A 20,163-nucleotide genomic window follows, 5' to 3' on the forward strand; every position below is an offset into this window, starting at 1 on the left:
CGTATTACTCAAAGTTAATACCAATACAACGATATTTGTGTCACCGAAGCATCCCTTAATTGTTAAAAAATGTTAAATACCAAACCCACCGATCCGTTAAAACCACATTTCTATAAATACCAGGGTGCAGGCAATGATTTTGTCTTAATTGATAACCGCAGCCAAACATTTCAATATAAGGATAATAATATTGTCCACCAACTGTGTGACAGGCGTTTTGGCGTTGGCGCAGACGGTTTGATGCTGCTTCAGAACCACTCAGAATACGATTTCGAAATGATTTATTTCAATGCAGACGGAAACCTGAGCAGTATGTGCGGAAACGGGGGAAGATGTATTGTCGCCTTCGCTAAACACTTAGGAATCATAGATACGCAAACTAACTTTCTGGCAGTTGACGGCCCTCATTATGCCAAAATTTCAGAGAAAGGGAACTGGGTTGATCTGCAAATGATTAATGTGCATCAAATTGGCAGGGACGGAGAAGCTTATGTGCTCAATACAGGCTCTCCGCATTATGTAGCACAGGTTACCGCGCTGAAAGAAATGGATGTCTTTAAACAAGGCAGCAAAATCCGTAACAATACGACTTACAAAAAAGAAGGGATTAATGTAAATTTCGTAGAAGACAAGGGCGACCATTTGTTTGTACGCACTTTTGAACGCGGTGTAGAAGACGAAACTTTTGCGTGCGGAACCGGAGTTACTGCTGTTGCACTGGCTATAGCTAAACATCATGGAAAAACCGGCAGTCAGGTAACCGAAATAGAAGTACTCGGCGGGAACCTTCGTGTTGGCTTTCACTATGACGGACAGGAATTTACCAAAGTGTTTTTATGCGGCCCGGCAGAGCTTGTTTTCGAAGGAAATATTAAACACATCTAGTTTTCAGCCAGATGGGCAGCAATGCCTATCTTGATTTCCCCAAAAGTAAAGCTCTTGCCCAGATGATCTCTGATGGGCGCCAGGCTCATTGTTTTTAAATCCCTGATGGCTTCAAGAATATTGTCCAGCTTTTTACGGCCCAAAATATCTTTTGCAGAAATCTCCTGTAAAGCCACGTAATGTGCTAAGTGCCCTTCTATAGTGCCTATCACCATTTTCCGCTCTTCAGCAATTTCCAGAATAGTTTTCCCTTTTAAAAAAAGCTCCAGAGAAACAACTTTTGTATCTTCTTTTGGCGCTTTAGGGGTTGCTGTTTTTTTCGTTCTCTCCTTTTTGGCTGTAAAGTCCAGCTTATTAGGCATTGCATAGACCGATTTCATCTGTGCTTCGCGCTCTTTCTGATTCAATAAAAAACCAACATCTGTTTTCGTGAAATCCGTGCCGTTAATCGTAGCCTGTAATAACCCGGTGGCTTTTCTTATCTTTTTGAATTGCTCGTAAAATAACGATTCCATTTCCAGTAACTCAGTCAGGAAGGCGGTGACCTGCTTATCCTGTTTCACCAATTCCATCCGTTCAAAAATACGTCTGGAAAGATCCAGGATCAACGGATTAAAATAATTCTCGGCGGCTGTAGTCCTCACCAGCAGGTTAGCTAATCCTTCAGCAGACTGGTCATTGCATAAGCGCTGAAGCTGTGCGAGGAATTTATTTGCGTTAGCCTTGATTTCACTCAAATCCTTTAGTAAGAGCTGAGCCCATTTGACATGCTTTTGTTTGGAAGATTTATTGATGTCTTTACTGTAAGAATGCACATGCTCATAAACGTAATTATCAAGCGGTGTTAAATCAAAACAAGTGATCAGGTAGCTTTTCAGGAAAACCTGGCTCTCCTGCGTAATCTGTTCCTTCAACTCTTCCTCCTGCTGTTTGTTTTTAGAAAACAGCGCTACATTCTGATCCTGCCTGATTCCTGTCCTTGAAATCTGGGAGGTCAGTACTAATCCATCCAGTGACCGCAGACGTGACAAGGCTACATAAATCTGTCCGGGTGCAAAAGCATTCCCGATATCAATGATGGCTTTATCAAATGTTAAACCCTGGCTTTTATGTACTGTAATCGCCCATGCCAATTTAATCGGGTACTGGATAAACTTACCAATCACCTCTTCTTCGATCTCATTGGTCACCTTATGATTGCTGTACCTTATATTTTTCCAGGTAAATTTCTCCAGGATAATTTTTTCTCTCTCCCCTTCTGTTTCTACCTCTATCCCATCCTCTCCCAGACGAATAACAGTGGCTATTTTTCCATTAAAATAACGGCGGTCACCACTCTGATCATTTTTGATAAACATGATCTGGGCACCGAGTTTTAATTCCAGCAGATGTTCGGCCGGATAAGAGTTTTCAGAAAACTCATCTTCTACGGTGGCCTTGAAGAAATAAGACTTCCCGCCAAGCTCCTCCAGACTCTTTTTATTTAAAGTATCTGCACGCTGGTTATGGGTAGTCAGGGTGATATATTTGTCGTCTTTCGCCGGCTCAAAACCAGCTTTATAATATTTTTCCAGCAGAGTGATATTCTCTGCTGTAATTTCATTATTTCTGAGGTTATTTAGCAGATCGATGAACACAGAATCTGCTTGTCTGTAGATTTTCTCCAATTCAATATATACCGGAGGATTGTGATACAACGCATGTGCGTCAAAGAAATAAACACTCTTATAAAACTCTCCTAAAAGCTGCCACTCATTGGATTTGACAACCGGAGGTAACTGGTGAAGATCTCCAATAAACAAGACCTGTACCCCTCCAAAGCTGGCATTGTTCTTTCTGATATAACGCAGTACCATATCAATCGCATCCAGTAAATCGGCGCGCAGCATACTCACCTCATCGATGATCAGTAATTCAAGGTCCTGAAATATTCTTCTTTTGGTGGTGTTCATCTGTAAATGACGAACAATAGATCTTGGTGTATTGTACTGTTGATTGACCGGTTCAACCGCAGGCTGTTTTGGCAGATAAGTCCCAAACGGAAGCTGAAATAATGAATGGATGGTTACCCCGGCAGCATTAATCGCAGCAATCCCAGTGGGCGCCACAATAACCGCTTTTTTATGGGTTAGCTCAATTAAATTCCTCAAAAATGTAGTCTTCCCGGTTCCCGCCTTCCCTGTCAGGAAAATGTGCCTTGAAGTATAGTTGATAAATTTAGCCGCTATCTCAGCAGGATTGTATTCACTCATATTTTGCACCGTTGTTGAAAAGCAAAGGTACTAAAGCTTTCCAGAAACTAATTAATCAGTCGTGGTAGTTTATTGTTAAATCAGTATGGGCCTGGTAAAATACCGGGCCCATACTGATTTAACAATAAACATTTGCCTAATTAAGCGGGCAATTACCACAGTATTTAGATACTGCATTAAAAGTAGCAGTTCTGGTTGTCCCATCCAGACTCGTTATTAAAACGCTGGCAGTGTAACTATAAGGAGCAGTACCGGCAATATTCTTTAAAATAACATTCAAAGTTTCTGTATTCTGACCACTGGTAATTGTTGCAGCGTTACTAGTTACGGTCCAGGCAAAAGTATCACCTAATACTGATCCATATACAGTAAATGAATAATCCTGTCCTCTGTAACCGCTGCCAGATCCATAAATACTTGGCGTAGTAGTCCCATACAAATATTTCAATGCCACAATATCATTACTATTAAAAGTTCTGTTTCCACCATTTAAACAGGCCAGCATAAATGATCCTGCTTCAGGACCAGAAGGCGTACCTGGTATAAATATAGCCCCAACGGTAGAAGCTCCTTCATTGACGGCCTGCCCGCCACAACTGTAAGCTCTGTTTGCCAGATCAGTATGGCGCAAACCAATCGTGTGACCAACTTCATGCTGCAATACTGAAGCCAGATTTAACAATTCCGGATTTGTGCCATATGCAGCCTCGTTGGTATTCATTCTGATCTCATTAAAGGGTTGCCCTGCTGCCGTTGGAAAACCAGAAGACCCCAGAACAATCTGACCACCACTCGGGCCCTGATTAAATCCAACAACATTAATGTCCCCTATTGTACCGGTATTTGCACGTTGGAAAGAGATTCTCAGACCAAGCTGATTATATCTTTCAATCATTAAATCTGTTGCATCACTATAAACAGCTGGTAAATTTGATACTGATATCGTAAAAACACGTTGTATGCCTTTTACCACATTGGTAGTCCTGTAGTGTTCTGTTTTAGCAATATTTAAAAGGTTTGTCGTCGGGTTCTCATCCAGTATTTTTTCCGTCAAAAGGATATCACCTTCCACTACATAGCCTCCTGGAACCTTTTGAGCTCCAGCAGCACTAAAGCCTAGTTTATTAATTTTTGACTTAACTGAAGCGGATATTTCAGTATTCGTATCAACCGTTTTAGAACTTTCCTTTTTTTGGCAGGAAATAAAACCAATAGTCAATAAACCGACCATTAAGAGTAGATTTCTTTTTTTCATGAGCGTTATTTTAGATTAAATAATATAACTCTAATTTAAATAATTAGTCTTTAAATCCAAACGAATTATTACTAAACAAAAAAAAGCCATCTTCCTATCCGGAAAATGGCTTTTTAATAAAAATATTATTTACTAATTAATCAAAAGTTTATAGCCCTTACCATGCACATTCAGAATTTCCACTTTCGGATCTTCTTTTAAGTATTTACGGAGTTTGCTCAGGAACACGTCCATGCTTCGCCCATTAAAGTAGTTATCATCATGCCAGATACTTAGCAAAGCTTCTTCGCGGGTAAGCACTGCATTTTGTTTTAAGCAGAGCAATTGTAACAACTCGGCTTCCTTGGTCGAAAGTTTTTGCTGCTGTCCGTTATGCTGAATCAGCTGTGTCGTATAATCAAAAGTATAACTACCAATCTGAAACTGAGACTGAACAGGTGCAGCAACTTTGGTTTCCTTAGCAGATACGCGCTTCAGTAAAGCATTAATTCTAAGTAACAGTTCTTCAATACGGAAAGGTTTTGTAATGTAATCATCACCTCCCAAATCATAAGCAGAGGCTTTATCTTCCATCATAGCTTTTGCCGTCGCAAAAATAATAGGGATATTTTCATTGACCTTCCTGATTTCCTTACCCAAAGCAAAACCATCCTTTTTAGGCATCATCACATCGAGGATACATAAATCGAAAGCTTGTTTATTGAAAGCACGGAGTCCTTCTTCACCATCAACACATAATACTACATCGAATTTACCCTTTAGCTGTAAATAGTCCTGAAGCAGCATTCCAAGATTAGGATCATCTTCTACCAATAGAATTTTCATAAGTAATATTGCGTTATTTTAGGGGTATAATTATTTCAAATATTGTTCCTTTATCCTTTTCACTCTTCAACTTGATTGTCCCGTTCATCTGGGTAATAATATCCTGAACGTAATTTAAACCGAGCCCAAATCCTTTTACATCGTGTAAATTTCCGGTAGGCACTCTGTAAAACTGGTCAAAAGCACGTTTGCATTGTTCTTTTGTCATTCCGATCCCTTTATCCTCGATGTCTATATAAAGACATTTACCAGCGTTCTTTGTACTTAAAGTAATCTGAGGCGGATCAATACTGTATTTGTTCGCATTGTCTATTAAGTTATAAATTACATTTGATAAATGCAGCTCATCCCCTGTCACTAATGCGTTGGACGCGTTTAGATTTAAAGTCAGCGTCGCTTCTTTTTTCTGTAGCTGAAGACTCATACTGTCTGCTACGGCAGCAATCAGGCTGTTCATCTCTACATCTTCAGTTTCCAGCTTCAATTCCTTTTTATCCAGCCTTGCAATACTCAGCACACGCTCAATATGATTACCCAGGCGCACATTTTCATCATATATAATTCCTGCAAGTCTGCTTATACGCGACTTGTCTTCCTGAATTTCGGGGTCTCTAAGCGCTTCACTGGCAATCATGATGGTAGATACCGGAGTCTTGAATTCATGGGTCATATTGTTGATGAAATCGCTCTTCATCTCCGCGATTTTTTTCTGCCTTAATATCGCATAAAGCGTATAAGAGAAAATAGAAATCAGTACAATCAATAAACCGGCAGAAGAGGCCATCGTTACACTCAGGTTATTAAAAATAGCAGCACTTTTGTTCGGAAAATTAATATATAACATACCGGGATCTCTCAATACATCATTGCTAAAAAGAGCCGTTTTATAAGTATTGGCAGGTAAAATCTCTCCCCGCAGCGAAGATATTTTACGGAAGACCAACCGGTCACTAACCAGGCTTTTCAACCAGAAATCATAAGCAAGATTGATATTTTTATTCGCCAGTTCTGCACGGAGTAAAGTATCCAGCGTCCCTTTCGAAACACGCTGTGCCAATGGGATGTCCAGCTGGCTCATTTCTTTAGCAGCAGCTTCGATGACATTAAAACTGCCTTCATCAAGTAAGCGGACAGTATCTGCCTGTAATTCCTTCAAAGCATGATTTCTCCGCCTGTTGGCAATCTCATCTTCTACCTTGAATTTTAGCCGCATGTCTCCATTCAGGCTGGGCAAAGAGACTCTTAAAGGCCTGCTGTCATAGCGGCTGTAAACGAGATAACGAATACTGTCTGGTAATTTTTTGGGTTCTATATCAAACGTTTTAACAGAACCAAGCCTGAAAGTTTTCTGTACATTACTTCCAATCATATTCAGATTGGCATCAAAACCGACGTTCACATCAACATTCAATGGCGTTGTTGCCCTGTTTTCCAGTGCATAAAAGTCGGCTTCAGAAATTATAGTAGGACTCAGGTACATTTTCCGGATCATCTCATCCTGATAATTGAGTTCATCAATCATCTGCTTGCGCTGATCGTATTTTCTTTTTCTTTCTAATTCTTTGTAGTTCTGATCCAGGTCAATCAGCCGGCGGGTACGGTCACGACGTTGATTTTCCATCTTTATACGCCATTCCAGATCTTTTTTATTGATATGATTTACCGCATTTAAACGTTGTACTTTGTCTGCAACCGCGCTTAGCACCTGGTTAACTTCCTGCTCGAAAAGCTGAGATTTAAGTCTGTAGGCTTCCCTGATGTAATACAACTGCATTACAAACACGCCAAGCAGAGCTATGGTCATGAGGGCGGTGATTAACCAAAGACTTCTCTTTTTCATTCTCGAAAGTCAAAAATAAGCATAGACTGAGGCAATAAGTTCTATTTTAACAAAATTTAACACGTAAGGTTCAAATTCCTGTCCAAAAAAAAATGCCGGGAAATAATTCCCGGCATTTTTATACCATTTCATTCTTCTGAAAAGAGGTTTAGAATGGCAGATCATCTTCCTCACCTGGTGCGCTGTTTAAATCCGCAGGAGGAGCATATTGTGGAGTTGAAGCCGCTGCACCACTGTTCGTCAGTGCATTGATACGCCAAACTACTAAACTATTAAAATAAGAAACCTTTCCCATTTTATCTGTCCACGGACGACCGCGCAGATTGAATGAAACTTCAACATCATCACCGGTTTTCAAGCTATCAAATAAAGCAGTTTTATCTTGTAAAGCCTCGAACCTGATATATTCAGGATAAGTTGGGTTTTCTGCATATTCGATAATGAGATCACGCTTTTTAAAAGTCTCACTCACCTGCTGTAATGCACCGATTTCGTGCACTTTTCCTTTTAATTCCATAACAATAACTCTTTTATTCTATTGACTAGTTCAAATCTCTATATTATTATTGATAACTTAGCACAATAATTATGCAAGTTTTCCACAACAAAAGTAAGGTTATTTTAACCTGTAACAAAAGACTTTCACCTTATTTGGTAGAAGAGGTAAAAGCGCTTGGCTATGAAATCGTAAGAGATTTCCCTACGGGAGTAGAGCTTAATATCACACTGACAGAGTGTATTAAACTGAATTTAAACTTAAGATGTGCCAGCCAGATCTTATACTGTTTAAATAGCTTTAAAGTCAATAATCCAGAAGAATTATACCGTGAACTGGTAGATATGCCATGGGAAGATCTGATTGATTTTTCAGGGTATTTTTCGGTGACTTCCAATGTAGATAATCCAACAATAACTACTCCGCTTTTCACCAATCTGAAAGTTAAAGATGCGATTGTTGACCGGATAAAAGACAAGAAAGGGATGCGTCCGAATTCAGGTTCAGATGCGAACAAAACTGTTGTCCACCTGTACTGGAAAGACGATGAGGCAGATATTTTCATCGATACTTCAGGAGAAACTTTAGCGAAACACGGCTATCGTAAAATTCCTGGAAAAGCACCTATGCTGGAAGCGCTTGCCGCAGGTGTAGTGATGAGCACCAACTGGGATCAGAAATCACCATTTATCAACCCGATGTGCGGGTCAGGTACGCTTGCAATTGAAGCTGCATTATTAGCGACAAACAGAAGACCTGGTTTATTCCGCATGAACTATGGCTTTATGCACGTGCTGGGTTATGATGAAGAAGTATTCTTCGCTGAACGCAGGATTCTTAAAGAACAGGTGATCAAAAATATAGACTTACAGATTGTAGCAACGGATTTATCTGAAGATGCGGTTGATATCAGCCGTAAAAATGCGCAGACTGCTGGTGTAGATACGCTGATTACTTTTGAAGTTTGCGATTTCGCAGATACACCGGTTCCTGAAGGTGGAAAAGGTGTTGTGGTATTTAATCCGGAGTATGGAGAACGCTTAGGTGTTCACTCTCAGCTGGAACTGACTTACAAACGTATCGGAGATTTCCTGAAGAAAGATTGTAAAGGTTACAGTGGTTATATTTTTACAGGTAACCCTGATCTGGCTAAAAAAATCGGATTAAAGGCATCACGCAAAGTTGAATTCTACAATGGTAAATTAGATTGCCGTATGATGGAATATGAATTGTATGATGGTACCCGCAGAGCTGAAGAAGAAAGACCTCAGCCTAAGGAGCATAAAGCAGAAGATTAACAATTTTTTTAATACTATACAAAAGACCTGGCCGGTTCGGACAGGTCTTTTTTTATGGTAATACTCCAGGCTAACCACCACCAGGAATATTTTTTTTAAAATCCGAAATCCGTACACTTTTCATTTACGTTAGTTAGTCAACACGACTAATTTAGATTATGAAAGACCTCCTGGATTTAAAACCGGAAATTGTAGCGACTAACATCAGAAAAGTCAGAGAGTTTAGGAATTATACGCAGGATTATCTGGCGGCCAAGCTGACAATTTCTCAAAATGCTTATAGCAAAATTGAATTGGGCTATAGCAAACTTACTGTAGAAAGATTATTCCATATTGCATCTGTACTGGATGTCAAGGTGACAGAGTTAATTGCGATGGATCATAGCCGTGGCGTACGTTTAGAGTAATAATGAAATAATTTGAATTATAATATCTTTGTTTCATGCAAATGGACTTTGATCTTATAAAAGAAAAAACAATCAGTTTTGTAAAAGATACCCTTCAGGGAGCAGAAGCTGGTCATGACTGGTTTCATATCGAAAGGGTTTATAAAACTGCTTTAAGTATAAATACCAAAGAAGGTGGAGATTTACTTCTGGTCACCCTTGCTGCTTTATTGCATGATATTGCCGATAGCAAGTTCAATAACGGTGATGAAGAAATCGGTCCGCAGCTGGCCGGGAATTTTCTCCGCACGCTTGGCCTTAGCGAAGCTGTGATCCTGGAAGTACAGCAAATCATCAGAAATCTGAGTTACAAAGCAAATTTGGGGAAAATTGAATTCTCTTCCAGAGAACTTGATATTGTTCAGGATGCAGACCGCTTAGATGCCATAGGTGCAATCGGGATCGCCAGGGCCTTCACTTATGGCGGATATAAAAACAGGGTGCTGTATGATCCGGAAATCAAGCCTGAGCTAAATATGAGTAAAGAAGCTTATAAAAATTCTGAAGCACCAACTATCAATCACTTTTATGAAAAACTGCTGCGTTTAAAAGACCTGATGAAAACCAGGACCGGAAAAGAGCTTGCTGAACAAAGACATCAGTTCATGCAATTGTACCTGAATCAGTTTTATTCGGAATGGGAAGGCGAAAGCTAAAATAATTAGTATTTAAATGCTATATTTGTTAGTAAATATAGCATTATGTCTGAACGTCTTAGAGAAAAGCTGAATATTCTGGCAGATGCCGCCAAATATGATGTATCGTGTTCATCCAGCGGAGGAAATAGAAAAAATGATAATAAAGGTTTGGGAAATAGCCATGCTTCTGGCATCTGTCATACTTATACGGAGGATGGCAGATGTGTTTCGCTGCTGAAAATCCTGCTGACCAATCATTGTATTTTTGATTGTGCTTACTGCGTTTCCAGAAAAAGCAATGACATTACAAGAGCTGCATTTACTGTAGAAGAAGTGGTAGAACTGACCATGAACTTTTACAGAAGAAACTATATTGAAGGTTTATTCTTAAGTTCAGGGATTTTTAAGAATGCTGATTTTACGATGGAACGTTTGCTTAGGGTCGTAAAAAAACTCAGGCTGGAAGAGCGCTTTAACGGCTATATCCATTTAAAAACGATTCCCGGAGCGAGTGAAGAACTGATCAGGGAAGCAGGCATGTATGCAGACCGGATGAGTATTAATCTGGAAATGCCTACTGAAAGTGGGCTTAAATTACTGGCGCCTGAAAAAACCCATCAGCAGGTGACCCAGCCGCTGGGCTTCATCAAAAATCAGATCGTACAGTTTAAAGAAGAACGTAAGCTGATTAAAAGTACACCCAAATTTGTGTCCGCGGGTCAGAGTACACAAATGGTGATTGGTGCAACTCCCGAGACTGACAAGGAGATTATGCAGACCGCAGCGCTGTTTTACAAAGATTTTTCGCTGAAAAGAGTTTACTATTCAGGTTATATTCCGATTAGCTATGATAACCGGCTTCCGATGATTGGTTCTCAACCCCCGTTAATCAGAGAAAACAGGTTATATCAGACAGACTGGCTGATGCGCTTCTACGGTTTTCATGTCAATGAATTGCTGAATGATGCGAATCCGCACCTGGATATTGACATCGATCCAAAATTAAGCTGGGCTTTACGCAACTTGCAGCATTTTCCGGTAGATATTAACGTTGCGGCCTATAAAGTCATCCTTCGGATTCCCGGAATCGGAGTTACCTCTGCAAAAAAAATTGTACAGGCCCGTAAATTTGGAAAATTACGGATAGACCAGCTTAAAAAAATCGGAGTAGCTTATAACCGGGCTAAATATTTCATCAAATGTGCCGACAGCCCCTATCAGTTAAAAGATTACCAGGGAAGCCAGATTAAATCATTTATACAGGCAGAAAGTCAGAGTAAATATCTGAAGTACGATACCAGCCAGCTTATTCTTTTCTAAATGCAGAACTACGTATTTGATGGAAGCTTTGAGGGATTGTTATCTGCGGTCTTTAACTGGTTTGAGCGCAAACCCGGGCAGGTAAAGCTGCAAACTGAAGCTGCTTTCCAGCCAGATGCTTTTATGCCTTGCCTGCATATTGTGAATGAGCGGGAAAAAGCCGACCGGGTTTGGAAGGGCTTGCAAGCTAATTTATCCAAAGCTACACTCCGGAAGTTTTATTGTACGTATCTCTCCGAACTGGAAGAAGGGTATACTGCATTATTTGAGTTTGCCTGTTATCTATTTACCGAAGGCGCAGCTATAGAAAATAACTATGGCAATCCTTATGTACTGGCTTTAAGTAAAATAGCTAAAAAAGTAGAGCGGGAGAAACACAGAATGGAAGCTTTTATCCGGTTTCAGCACAATGCAGACGGTATTTATTACTGTGGAATAGATCCGGATTTTAATGTATTGCCTTTAATTGCCACCCATTTCAAAAACCGGTATGCGGATCAGCAATGGATCATTTATGACCTGAAAAGAGACTATGGTTTATTTTACGATCTGAGCACAGTGGAAGAAATCAATATAGATTTTAACCAGCGGCAAAAAACAACAGGGATAGCAAATGCTATCGTTTCGGAAAAGGAAGGCCTGTACGCTGTACTTTGGAAAGACTATTTTAAAAGCACAAATATTCAGGCCAGAAAAAACACGAAATTACATGTACAGCATGTACCTAAAAGATACTGGAAATACCTCACTGAAAAACAATTCGAACCGGATTAACCTGAATTCTAAATTTAATATTCCGTTTGATTATTATCTTGTAAATTGCCCTTATGAAGTTAAGTGTCCTGGTTTTAATTACTGCACTCGCAGTTGGCCTGTCTATCGGGCTGGTCAATTTCCATTTCCAGCAAAGCTGGTATTTTATGCTCGTCTCTTTTGCGGTTTCGTTTGTGACGAGTTTTATCATGTTTTATTACCTGCTGGAAAAGTATATCTATTCTAAGATCAAACTAATCTATAAACTGATCCATAATCTGAAATTAGGGAAAGACCTGAAAGATGCATTGGGCGAATATGTGAGTACTGATCCGATCAATGATGTAGAACATGAGGTTAAAGAATGGGCCGGTGCCAAAAAGCAGGAAATTGATCTGCTTAAAAAACAAGAACAGTTCAGAAGAGAATTTCTTTCCAATGTATCTCACGAATTTAAAACCCCGCTGTTTGCGATTCAGGGTTATATAGAGACTTTACAGGATTGTTTGCTGGATGATCCGGAAATGGCTGTTAAGTTTTTACAAAAGGCAGAGAAAAATGTAGAACGCTTAAGCTACCTGATCAATGATCTGGACGCGATTTCAAAGCTGGAATCTGGTGAAGTGCCTATTGATTACCGGAAATTTGATTTTGTTTTGCTGGCTAAAGAAGTGATGGAAGCGCTGGAAGACAAAGCGGGCAAAAGAAAGGTTCAGCTGTCTTTTAAAGAGAAGTATATGCACCCGGCTTTTGTAAATGCCGACCGGGAAAAAATAAGACAGGTGATGATTAACCTGATCTCCAACTCCATCAAGTATGGTAAAGAGAACGGGTCTACAGCGATCAAGATTTTTGAATTGCATGATCAATACCTGATTGAGGTTACAGATGATGGCATCGGCATCGACGAAAAACATCTGCCAAGGTTATTTGAAAGATTCTACAGAATTGATTCTCACCGTTCCAGAGAAGTTGGCGGAACTGGCCTTGGGCTGGCAATTGTCAAACATATCCTGGAAGCGCATCAGCAAATTATATCGGTTAGAAGTACGCTCCAAATCGGAACTACTTTTGCGTTTACGCTTCAAAAAATCGGTTAAGATTTAAAGAAATATTCCTTTTATGTTAACACTTAACACTAACTTAACATTGCGATCCTACTTTTGTAACCATATCTTATAGTTAACATGAATAATATTTTTAAGTTCTTTACACCAAAAGACAAAAAATTCCAACCGCTGTTTGAACAAGCCGGAAGTAATGTATTGAAGATCTCAGAAGCACTTTTTCTTGCTTTAAGTACAAAAGATCTGGAAAAAAGAAAAGAATATATAAAGGAGATTGAACGCCTTGAGCACGTTGGTGATGATATCACGCACTCTATCTTCTTAGAATTAAGCAAAAACTTTATCACACCTTTCGACAGGGAAGATATTCATGCATTGGCAAGTGCGGTGGATGATATTGCAGATTATATTCATGCTTCAGCAAGTAATATAGAATTGTATAACATCACGAATATCGGCGATGCCATGATTAAACTGGCCGAATTACTGGTTGAAATGTGTACAGATTTAGATAAAGCCATCAAAGAACTGAGAAGCTTTAAGAACATCCGTGTTATTGCTGATGCCTGTGTACGTATCAATAGTGGTGAAAATCAAGCGGATTATGTTTGTAATATCGCAATCGCAAGGTTATTCGAATTTGAAACCAATGCAATTGAACTGATTAAGCAAAAAGAAGTTCTTCAAACACTTGAAATGGCTACAGATAAATGTGAAGATGCAGCAAATGTGTTGGAATCTATATTGGTTAAAAACGCTTAAAATTCAACGAAATGCTTACACCCTTATTGATCGTCGTAATTGTACTGGCTATCGGTTTCGATTATATCAATGGCTTTCACGATGCCGCCAATTCTATTGCAACGGTTGTATCGACAAAAGTACTTACCCCATTTCAGGCGGTACTCTGGGCAGCACTTTTTAATTTTGCTGCTTACTTTTACTTTACAGATCACAAAGTTGCAAACACTATTGCTAAAACGGTTGTAGAAAATTTCATTACCCTCGAGGTTATCCTCGCCGGACTTTTAGCAGCGATCACCTGGAATTTATTTACGTGGTGGTATGGTATCCCTTCAAGTTCGTCACATACTTTAGTTGGTGGTTTTGCTGGCGCTGGTATGGCTAAAGCAGGTTCATTAGGTTTTGGAATCATGTCGGCAATTAACCTGGCTCCGATCCTGAAAATCATTGCTTTTATTGTACTTGCTCCTGTAATCGGGATGTTTATCTCGGTAATCATTTCCATTATCCTGCTGCACCTTTCTAAAAATGCAAGACCTTCGGTTGCAGAAAAATGGTTTAAAAAACTACAACTGATCTCTTCTGCGGCCTTAAGTTTCACCCACGGTGGAAATGATGCGCAAAAAGTAATGGGTATCATTTATGTAGCCATGGTTGCAGCGAAAGTGTTAAAAACAGGCGATACAATGCCAGAGTGGATTCCATTTACCTGTTACGCGGCCATCTCTTTAGGTACTATGAGCGGTGGATGGAAGATCGTAAAAACAATGGGTTCAAAAATTACAAAGGTAAATGCTTTTGAGGGCGTAGCAGCAGAGACTGCGGGTGCGGTAACCCTTGGAATCACAGAACACTTCGGTATCCCGGTTTCTACTACACACACCATTACAGGTTCTATTGTTGGGGTTGGTTTATTAAAAAGGGTTTCCGCAGTAAGATGGGGGGTAACTGTAAGCTTGCTTTGGGCATGGGTTTTAACTATTCCTGTTTCAGCACTGTTAGCCGCTATTATTTTCAAACTGGTTGACTTTTTCTTCCCTGGTCTGGGAGTTGTATAGAAAGAATAAATTACGCAAAACATAAGCATAAAAAAACCCCTTGAATTTAACGTTCAAGGGGTTTTTCTTTAAAAGGCAACGGTATAAATTACCCTGCTTTCTTTATTTTTAGGCTGTTCCCATCTGGGCCCTTCCTTAATCAGCCGTACGGCCTCTTCATCAAATTCTTTATTGGTCCCTTTGGTTACTTTTAAATCAACAGGATTTCCTTCACTGTTTACCAAAAAGCTTAGTTCTACCAGCTTATCTCCTGTACCACGCAGTTTCTTGTGGTCATTCAGGTAAGTATCCAGATTTGCCCACCCGCCTACAGGTGTAGCGACATCAGGCACTGCTGTAGCCACAGCTAAACCGGCAACTTTGCCCGCTAATGGTTCTGCTGCTGCCGGAACTGATTTACTCATTCTGGCCATTGCTTGTACCGGAACGCCAGCCGCTGTATTGGCACTGTCTGCTGGCTTAACCGGGGCACTTTGCATCGCATAAGGTTGTACAGCCCTTTCTTTTAAGGCTTCGTTTTGTACTTCAGCTGAAGGCACCCCCTGCCCGGCAATTACGGGTTTGGTTTTCTTAACCGCAATATTAGCGGCATAAATATCATTTTTTGCAGAATCAATCACCGCCTGAGCTGGTGAAGGTGCAATATTTACTTCTACTTTTCTGGGCTGGTTTTTAGCCATCTCTTCGCGTTTCTCTCTGTCCTTCATAAAGAACATGATACTTACAGAGATAAACATCACAGCCGCAGCTGCCGCAACACTTAAACGCTGCCAGGTAAATACGGTTTCTTTCTTGGTTACCTGCTGCTGCGCGATACGCTCATACAGTTGTTTTTGAAGCAAGGAAACATTCTGCACTGCTTTACCACGCGATTCGCTTAGTCCTGCCAGTGCCTGTGCAACAAAAGGATCTTCCAGCGCCTGCTTCTCAATCTTGTGCATAGCTTTGCTGTCAAGTTTACCATCCAGGTAATCTTCCAGTGATTCTATATCTAACCAATCGTTATTCACTGCTGTTTTTCTCTATACAAATTTTTAAATTCCGCTTTCCGTTTTGAATATAGCTCTTTACTTTGACCATTTCATAACCGGTTAATTCGGCAACTTCTTTATAACATTTTTCCTGAAGATAGAATAAGTCAACGCTCTTGCGCTGTTCTTCGGTCAGGGTTTCCATGCACTTTTCCATAACGGTCAACTGCGTTTCTTTGGTATCGTCTATATCCAGATGCACAAAGTCGGTATTTTCCACAAAAGTATCGTCAATAGACACCGTATTGTTTTTAGCTAACTTCCTGAGCGCCATTAAACAATGGTTTCTGGTCAATACATGCAGCCAGCTTTTGAAATTCTGCACTTCATGAATCTTTAATTTGACAACCAGTTCCTCGAAAATCTGCATGACAGCATCCTTACTAGCTTCTTCTTCCTTGAAATAATTCAGACACACCCCATAAACCAGGTGCATATACCGGTTATAAAGCGCACCCAATGCATCCAGGCTTCCTGTACTTTTGTACCGTAAAAGAAGTGCTGCATCATCGGGATCTTTGATTCCTGTTGTATTCTTTATAAATTTCAATTGTATCTGATGGAAAATTCTCTTCAAGTATAAAAATATTTTCTGACTCTGCGCCTGTTTAAAATTGATAATCAGTATTTAATGGCCAGAAATTTGCTTACTATTGACTTTACACTATGAACATGAATAAATTTAAACTCGCATCCCTGGCTTTTGCAGCCATCGCATTCAATAGCTATACTGCACAAAGTCAATCTCTTGGGAATCTATTAAAGAAAGTGAAATCTGCAACGGAGACCAAGCCTGCGACTACGCAGACCACTACGACAACGGTAACGACATCTACCACGGCTCCGGTGGCCAAGCCTTCGAATTTAGAAATAGGCAGCGGGATTAAACAAGCGCTGGAAGCAGGGATTTCTAAAGGAGCAGACCAGTTAGCTTTGAAGGATGGTTTTTTAGGAAATATGGCGGTTAAAATCTTATTCCCTCCTGAAGCACAAAAAGTAGAAAAAACGTTGAGAAGTATTGGTTTGGGTTCTCTGGCAGATAATGTGGTGACCAGCTTAAACAGAGCGGCAGAAGATGCAGCGAAGCAGGCTAAACCAATATTTGTATCCGCTATCAAACAAATGACGATTACCGATGCAACAAATATTTTATTAGGCGGGGAAAATTCAGCAACTGAATATTTTAAAAAGGCGACTACAGCACAGCTTTTAGAGAAGTTCAGACCAGTTGTGAATGCGAGTTTAAGTAAAGTCGGTGCGGCTAAATATTGGGGCGATGCAACCGGGCAATACAATAAATTACCACTGGTTAAACCAGTCACAACTGATCTTCCGGCTTATGTAACTCAAAAAGCAGTGGAAGGGATGTTCATTCAGGTAGCACAGGAAGAATTGACCATCAGAAATAATTTAGGTGTACGTACCACCCCTATACTTCAGAAAGTATTCGGATACGCAGACCAGAAAAAATAAATAGCCCTTAGAAATATCTACATTAAGATAAAAATAAAGGCTACTTTTATGCAGAACAATTACGAATAACATACAAGTATATTGGATTTTAAAGATTTTAATTTTAACCCTGATTTATTAGAGGGTTTATTAGCAATGGGTTTCAGAAATGCAACCCCCATACAACAGGAAGCAATTCCCCTTATCTTAGCCAAAAAAGATCTGATTGCGTGTGCCCAGACGGGTACAGGTAAAACAGGTGCTTATTTGCTGCCGGTCATGAATATGATCAGCCAGACGGAGAACCGACATAACAATACCCTTATCCTTGCCCCTACACGCGAACTTGCACAGCAAATCGATTTGCAGGTTGAAGCACTTTCTTATTTCACCAATATCAGCTCGCTAACCGTATACGGTGGTGGAGATGGTATTGCTTATGAACAGCAGAAACGAAGTATGCGTGAAGGTGTTGATATTATCATTGCTACACCAGGAAGACTTATTTCTCATCTTTCTTCAGGCTTGCTGAAGCTGGATCAGTTACAGCATCTTGTGCTTGATGAAGCAGACAGAATGCTCGACATGGGCTTCTATGATGATATTATGCGCATTGTAAGCTTCCTTCCGGAAAAAAGACAAACTGTATTGTTCTCTGCAACGATGCCTCCTAAAATAAGAAAGCTTGCGGGCACTTTACTAAAGGACCCTGAGCAGATCAGCATTGCAATTTCTAAACCAGCAGCGGGAATTAATCAGCAGGCTTATATTGTACATGATACCCAAAAGGTAAAATTACTGACTGAGCTGATGAAAAATGTTGATTTCCCAAGTATTTTGATTTTTGCTTCAACGAAAGAAAAAGTTAAAAATCTGGGTAAAGTATTCCGTGGTCTTGGCTTTAAAGCAGAGGCTTTCCACTCCGACCTCGGACAAAAGGAAAGAGAAGCTATTTTATCTGAATTTAAGAATAAACGTGTTCCGGTATTGATTGGTACTGATGTACTTTCCAGAGGAATTGATGTAGAAGGAATTTCATTGGTGATCAACTTTGATGTACCACATGATCCTGAAGATTATATTCACCGGATTGGCCGTACAGCAAGGGCTGCTACGACTGGTACAGCAATTACCTTAGTCAATGATAAGGATAAACGTAAGTTTGCGAACATTGAGAAGCTGATTGACAAAACTATTGAACGGATGCCTTTACCTGAACATTTAGGGGAAGCACCGGTAGAATCAGCAGCAACTTCGTCTTCAAGACCTGAACATAACAGGGACAGAAAAAAAGCGCCTCAGCGTAAGTTCTGGAAAAAGAAACCTAAAACTGAAGGCTCAGCGCCAAAAACAGAAGGTGCAGCTCCAAAAGCTGAATAATATAAAAACTGTCTAGTGTAAATTTTAAGCAGTTTTAAAGCAGGAACAATTTTTATTGCTCCTGTTTTTTTATCTTTACATTTATGCAAAACCTACCTCCATTAGCAGAACGCATGCGTCCGCAGAATCTGGACGAATATGTTGGACAACAACATTTGGTAGGACCGGATGCGGTTTTGCGCAAAGCAATACAAAGTGGTCAGCTCCCTTCAATGATCTTCTGGGGGCCTCCCGGAGTCGGAAAAACTACTTTAGCTTATATCATTTCTCAAACACTGGATCGTCCGTTTTTTAACCTGAGTGCTATCAATTCAGGAGTAAAAGATATCCGTGAGGTTATTGATAAGGCAGCACTGTTAAAAGATAGCTTTCTGGGTTTGCCAATCTTATTTATTGATGAGATCCACAGATTCAGTAAATCACAGCAGGACAGCTTACTGGGCGCCGTAGAACGCGGACTGGTTACTTTAATCGGTGCGACTACAGAAAATCCTTCTTTCGAGGTTATTTCCGCTTTGCTATCCCGCTGCCAGGTCTATATTCTGAAATCTCTGGATGAGGATGAACTTTCTGGTTTATTGCAGACTGCAATCCGGGAAGATATAATGCTGAAAGAAAAGAAAATTACCATTAAAGAGCATGAGGCTTTGATTCGTTTATCTGGTGGCGATGCCCGAAAGCTATTAAATGTACTTGAAATAGCTGTTAACGGTATTGGCGGTGACAAAATTGTACTCACCAACGAAAATGTATTGAAACATGCACAGCAGAACCTCGCTTTATATGATAAGGCCGGGGAACAGCATTATGATATTATCTCTGCCTTTATCAAATCAATCCGGGGAAGCGATCCCAATGGTGCAGTTTACTGGCTGGCCAGAATGATTGAGGGTGGTGAAGACCCGCTTTTTATTGCCAGAAGGTTATTGATACTGGCTTCCGAAGATATTGGCAATGCCAACCCAAACGCGCTGTTATTAGCGAATAACTGTTTCCAGGCAGTCAATGTGATCGGTTATCCTGAAGCCCGGATTATCCTTTCGCAGGCGGTGACTTACCTGGCTTCTTCTGTCAAGAGTAATGCAGCGTACGAAGCGATCAATAAAGCACAGCAACTGGTTAAACAGACTGGTAATTTACCTGTTCCGCTGCACATCAGGAATGCACCGACCAAACTGATGAAAAACATTGGTTATGGAAAAGATTATAAGTATTCTCATGGTTATGAAGGCAACTTTGCAGCACAGGAATATTTACCTGACCTGATCAGCGGCACAAAGCTGTATGATCCCGGACATAATCCGGCAGAAGACAAACTCCGGGAAAAGTTAAAGCAGAACTGGAAAGATAAATATGATTACTAGCTTTAATAGTGATTAAATATTTGTGCCAGTTAATTATCTTTTTCAAAACAAATTGTACA

Annotated in this window: 19 protein-coding genes; 12 read left to right on the forward strand and 7 right to left on the reverse strand. The window is 40.1% G+C overall.

Features of this window, described 5'->3' with window-relative positions:
- Positions 1 to 69 precede the first annotated feature (69 nt).
- The gene (gene dapF, locus HDE70_RS22725; protein WP_183891923.1) at positions 70 to 885 is read left to right on the forward strand and encodes a diaminopimelate epimerase; all 816 of its coding nucleotides are present in this window, start codon (positions 70 to 72) and stop codon (positions 883 to 885) included.
- On the opposite strand, the gene HDE70_RS22730 is transcribed toward dapF, so the two are convergent.
- The 5 genes from HDE70_RS22730 to HDE70_RS22750 form a co-directional block, all read right to left on the reverse strand.
- The gene (locus HDE70_RS22730) at positions 882 to 3,137 is read right to left on the reverse strand and encodes a helix-turn-helix domain-containing protein (protein ID WP_183891924.1); all 2,256 of its coding nucleotides are present in this window, start codon (positions 3,135 to 3,137) and stop codon (positions 882 to 884) included. The two genes, dapF and HDE70_RS22730, sit on opposite strands and share 4 nt — an antisense overlap.
- A 136-nt stretch (positions 3,138 to 3,273) precedes the next feature.
- The gene (locus tag HDE70_RS22735; protein WP_183891925.1) at positions 3,274 to 4,392 is read right to left on the reverse strand and encodes a M57 family metalloprotease; all 1,119 of its coding nucleotides are present in this window, start codon (positions 4,390 to 4,392) and stop codon (positions 3,274 to 3,276) included.
- A 132-nt stretch (positions 4,393 to 4,524) separates the two neighbouring features.
- Positions 4,525 to 5,217, reverse strand: a complete 693-nt coding sequence (locus HDE70_RS22740) for a response regulator transcription factor (RefSeq protein ID WP_068404157.1) — start codon at positions 5,215 to 5,217, stop codon at positions 4,525 to 4,527.
- A 13-nt stretch (positions 5,218 to 5,230) separates the two neighbouring features.
- Complete coding sequence (locus tag HDE70_RS22745) at positions 5,231 to 7,057, reverse strand: sensor histidine kinase (protein ID WP_183891926.1); 1,827 nt, start codon at positions 7,055 to 7,057, stop codon at positions 5,231 to 5,233.
- A gap of 148 nt (positions 7,058 to 7,205) precedes the next feature.
- Positions 7,206 to 7,574, reverse strand: coding sequence for a DUF3127 domain-containing protein (locus tag HDE70_RS22750; RefSeq protein ID WP_068404163.1), 369 nt, complete (start codon positions 7,572 to 7,574; stop codon positions 7,206 to 7,208).
- Positions 7,575 to 7,645: 71 nt separating this feature from the next.
- Here HDE70_RS22750 and HDE70_RS22755 point away from each other — a divergent pair, with 71 nt between their 5' ends.
- The 8 genes from HDE70_RS22755 (at position 7,646) to HDE70_RS22790 (ending at position 14,877) form a co-directional block, all read left to right on the forward strand.
- A complete protein-coding gene (locus HDE70_RS22755; RefSeq protein ID WP_111635405.1) occupies positions 7,646 to 8,851 on the forward strand; it encodes a class I SAM-dependent RNA methyltransferase in 1,206 nt (401 codons plus the stop codon).
- Positions 8,852 to 9,009: 158 nt separating this feature from the next.
- A complete protein-coding gene (locus HDE70_RS22760; protein ID WP_183891927.1) occupies positions 9,010 to 9,258 on the forward strand; it encodes a helix-turn-helix domain-containing protein in 249 nt (82 codons plus the stop codon).
- Positions 9,259 to 9,299: 41 nt separating this feature from the next.
- Positions 9,300 to 9,953 carry an HD domain-containing protein gene (locus HDE70_RS22765; protein WP_183892113.1) on the forward strand — a complete coding sequence of 218 codons (654 nt, stop codon included), beginning with the start codon at positions 9,300 to 9,302 and terminating at the stop codon, positions 9,951 to 9,953.
- A 45-nt stretch (positions 9,954 to 9,998) separates the two neighbouring features.
- Complete coding sequence (locus tag HDE70_RS22770; RefSeq protein ID WP_183891928.1) at positions 9,999 to 11,255, forward strand: putative DNA modification/repair radical SAM protein; 1,257 nt, start codon at positions 9,999 to 10,001, stop codon at positions 11,253 to 11,255.
- Positions 11,256 to 12,029: a TIGR03915 family putative DNA repair protein gene (locus HDE70_RS22775; protein WP_183891929.1), complete on the forward strand. Its 774-nt coding sequence runs from the start codon at positions 11,256 to 11,258 to the stop codon at positions 12,027 to 12,029.
- A gap of 53 nt (positions 12,030 to 12,082) precedes the next feature.
- Positions 12,083 to 13,108, forward strand: coding sequence for a sensor histidine kinase (locus HDE70_RS22780; RefSeq protein ID WP_183866220.1), 1,026 nt, complete (start codon positions 12,083 to 12,085; stop codon positions 13,106 to 13,108).
- Positions 13,109 to 13,195: 87 nt separating this feature from the next.
- Positions 13,196 to 13,837, forward strand: a complete 642-nt coding sequence (locus HDE70_RS22785) for a DUF47 domain-containing protein (protein WP_068404177.1) — start codon at positions 13,196 to 13,198, stop codon at positions 13,835 to 13,837.
- An 11-nt stretch (positions 13,838 to 13,848) separates the two neighbouring features.
- Positions 13,849 to 14,877: an inorganic phosphate transporter gene (locus tag HDE70_RS22790; protein ID WP_183866221.1), complete on the forward strand. Its 1,029-nt coding sequence runs from the start codon at positions 13,849 to 13,851 to the stop codon at positions 14,875 to 14,877.
- Positions 14,878 to 14,945: 68 nt separating this feature from the next.
- Here the strand turns inward: HDE70_RS22790 and HDE70_RS27450 are convergent, their stop codons facing one another.
- Positions 14,946 to 15,887, reverse strand: coding sequence for an energy transducer TonB (locus HDE70_RS27450; protein ID WP_183891930.1), 942 nt, complete (start codon positions 15,885 to 15,887; stop codon positions 14,946 to 14,948).
- Positions 15,880 to 16,458, reverse strand: a complete 579-nt coding sequence (locus HDE70_RS22800; protein ID WP_183866307.1) for an RNA polymerase sigma factor — start codon at positions 16,456 to 16,458, stop codon at positions 15,880 to 15,882. Before HDE70_RS22800 ends, HDE70_RS27450 begins: the two co-directional genes overlap by 8 nt.
- 122 nt (positions 16,459 to 16,580) lie before the next feature.
- Between HDE70_RS22800 and HDE70_RS22805 the strand changes: the two genes are divergently transcribed.
- The 3 genes from HDE70_RS22805 to HDE70_RS22815 all read left to right on the forward strand — a co-directional run bounded on the left by HDE70_RS22805 (position 16,581) and on the right by HDE70_RS22815 (position 20,104).
- On the forward strand, positions 16,581 to 17,381 hold the full coding sequence (locus tag HDE70_RS22805) for a DUF4197 domain-containing protein (RefSeq protein WP_183866223.1): 801 nt from the start codon (positions 16,581 to 16,583) through the stop codon (positions 17,379 to 17,381).
- Positions 17,382 to 17,462: 81 nt separating this feature from the next.
- Positions 17,463 to 18,740 (forward strand): DEAD/DEAH box helicase, encoded by a 1,278-nt coding sequence (locus HDE70_RS22810; RefSeq protein WP_183891931.1) that lies wholly within the window; start codon positions 17,463 to 17,465, stop codon positions 18,738 to 18,740.
- Positions 18,741 to 18,823: 83 nt separating this feature from the next.
- A complete protein-coding gene (locus HDE70_RS22815) occupies positions 18,824 to 20,104 on the forward strand; it encodes a replication-associated recombination protein A (protein WP_183866225.1) in 1,281 nt (426 codons plus the stop codon).
- Positions 20,105 to 20,163 lie beyond the last annotated feature (59 nt).

The organism is Pedobacter cryoconitis, assembly GCF_014200595.1.
GTDB lineage: Bacteria > Bacteroidota > Bacteroidia > Sphingobacteriales > Sphingobacteriaceae > Pedobacter > Pedobacter cryoconitis_C.

Excerpts from the sequence above, each read along its gene's own strand:
- HDE70_RS22730 (WP_183891924.1), bottom strand. The coding sequence starts at position 3,137 with ATGAGTGAATACAATCCTGCTGAGATAGCGGCTAAATTTATCAACTAT.
- HDE70_RS22775 (WP_183891929.1), top strand. The coding sequence starts at position 11,256 with ATGCAGAACTACGTATTTGATGGAAGCTTTGAGGGATTGTTATCTGCG.
- dapF (WP_183891923.1), top strand. The coding sequence starts at position 70 with ATGTTAAATACCAAACCCACCGATCCGTTAAAACCACATTTCTATAAA.
- HDE70_RS22770 (WP_183891928.1), top strand. The coding sequence starts at position 9,999 with ATGTCTGAACGTCTTAGAGAAAAGCTGAATATTCTGGCAGATGCCGCC.
- HDE70_RS22755 (WP_111635405.1), top strand. The coding sequence starts at position 7,646 with ATGCAAGTTTTCCACAACAAAAGTAAGGTTATTTTAACCTGTAACAAA.
- HDE70_RS22750 (WP_068404163.1), bottom strand. The coding sequence starts at position 7,574 with ATGGAATTAAAAGGAAAAGTGCACGAAATCGGTGCATTACAGCAGGTG.
- HDE70_RS22740 (WP_068404157.1), bottom strand. The coding sequence starts at position 5,217 with ATGAAAATTCTATTGGTAGAAGATGATCCTAATCTTGGAATGCTGCTT.
- HDE70_RS22735 (WP_183891925.1), bottom strand. The coding sequence starts at position 4,392 with ATGAAAAAAAGAAATCTACTCTTAATGGTCGGTTTATTGACTATTGGT.
- HDE70_RS22780 (WP_183866220.1), top strand. The coding sequence starts at position 12,083 with ATGAAGTTAAGTGTCCTGGTTTTAATTACTGCACTCGCAGTTGGCCTG.
- HDE70_RS22760 (WP_183891927.1), top strand. The coding sequence starts at position 9,010 with ATGAAAGACCTCCTGGATTTAAAACCGGAAATTGTAGCGACTAACATC.
- HDE70_RS22815 (WP_183866225.1), top strand. The coding sequence starts at position 18,824 with ATGCAAAACCTACCTCCATTAGCAGAACGCATGCGTCCGCAGAATCTG.
- HDE70_RS22745 (WP_183891926.1), bottom strand. The coding sequence starts at position 7,057 with ATGAAAAAGAGAAGTCTTTGGTTAATCACCGCCCTCATGACCATAGCT.
- HDE70_RS22790 (WP_183866221.1), top strand. The coding sequence starts at position 13,849 with ATGCTTACACCCTTATTGATCGTCGTAATTGTACTGGCTATCGGTTTC.
- HDE70_RS22805 (WP_183866223.1), top strand. The coding sequence starts at position 16,581 with ATGAATAAATTTAAACTCGCATCCCTGGCTTTTGCAGCCATCGCATTC.
- HDE70_RS22785 (WP_068404177.1), top strand. The coding sequence starts at position 13,196 with ATGAATAATATTTTTAAGTTCTTTACACCAAAAGACAAAAAATTCCAA.
- HDE70_RS22765 (WP_183892113.1), top strand. The coding sequence starts at position 9,300 with ATGGACTTTGATCTTATAAAAGAAAAAACAATCAGTTTTGTAAAAGAT.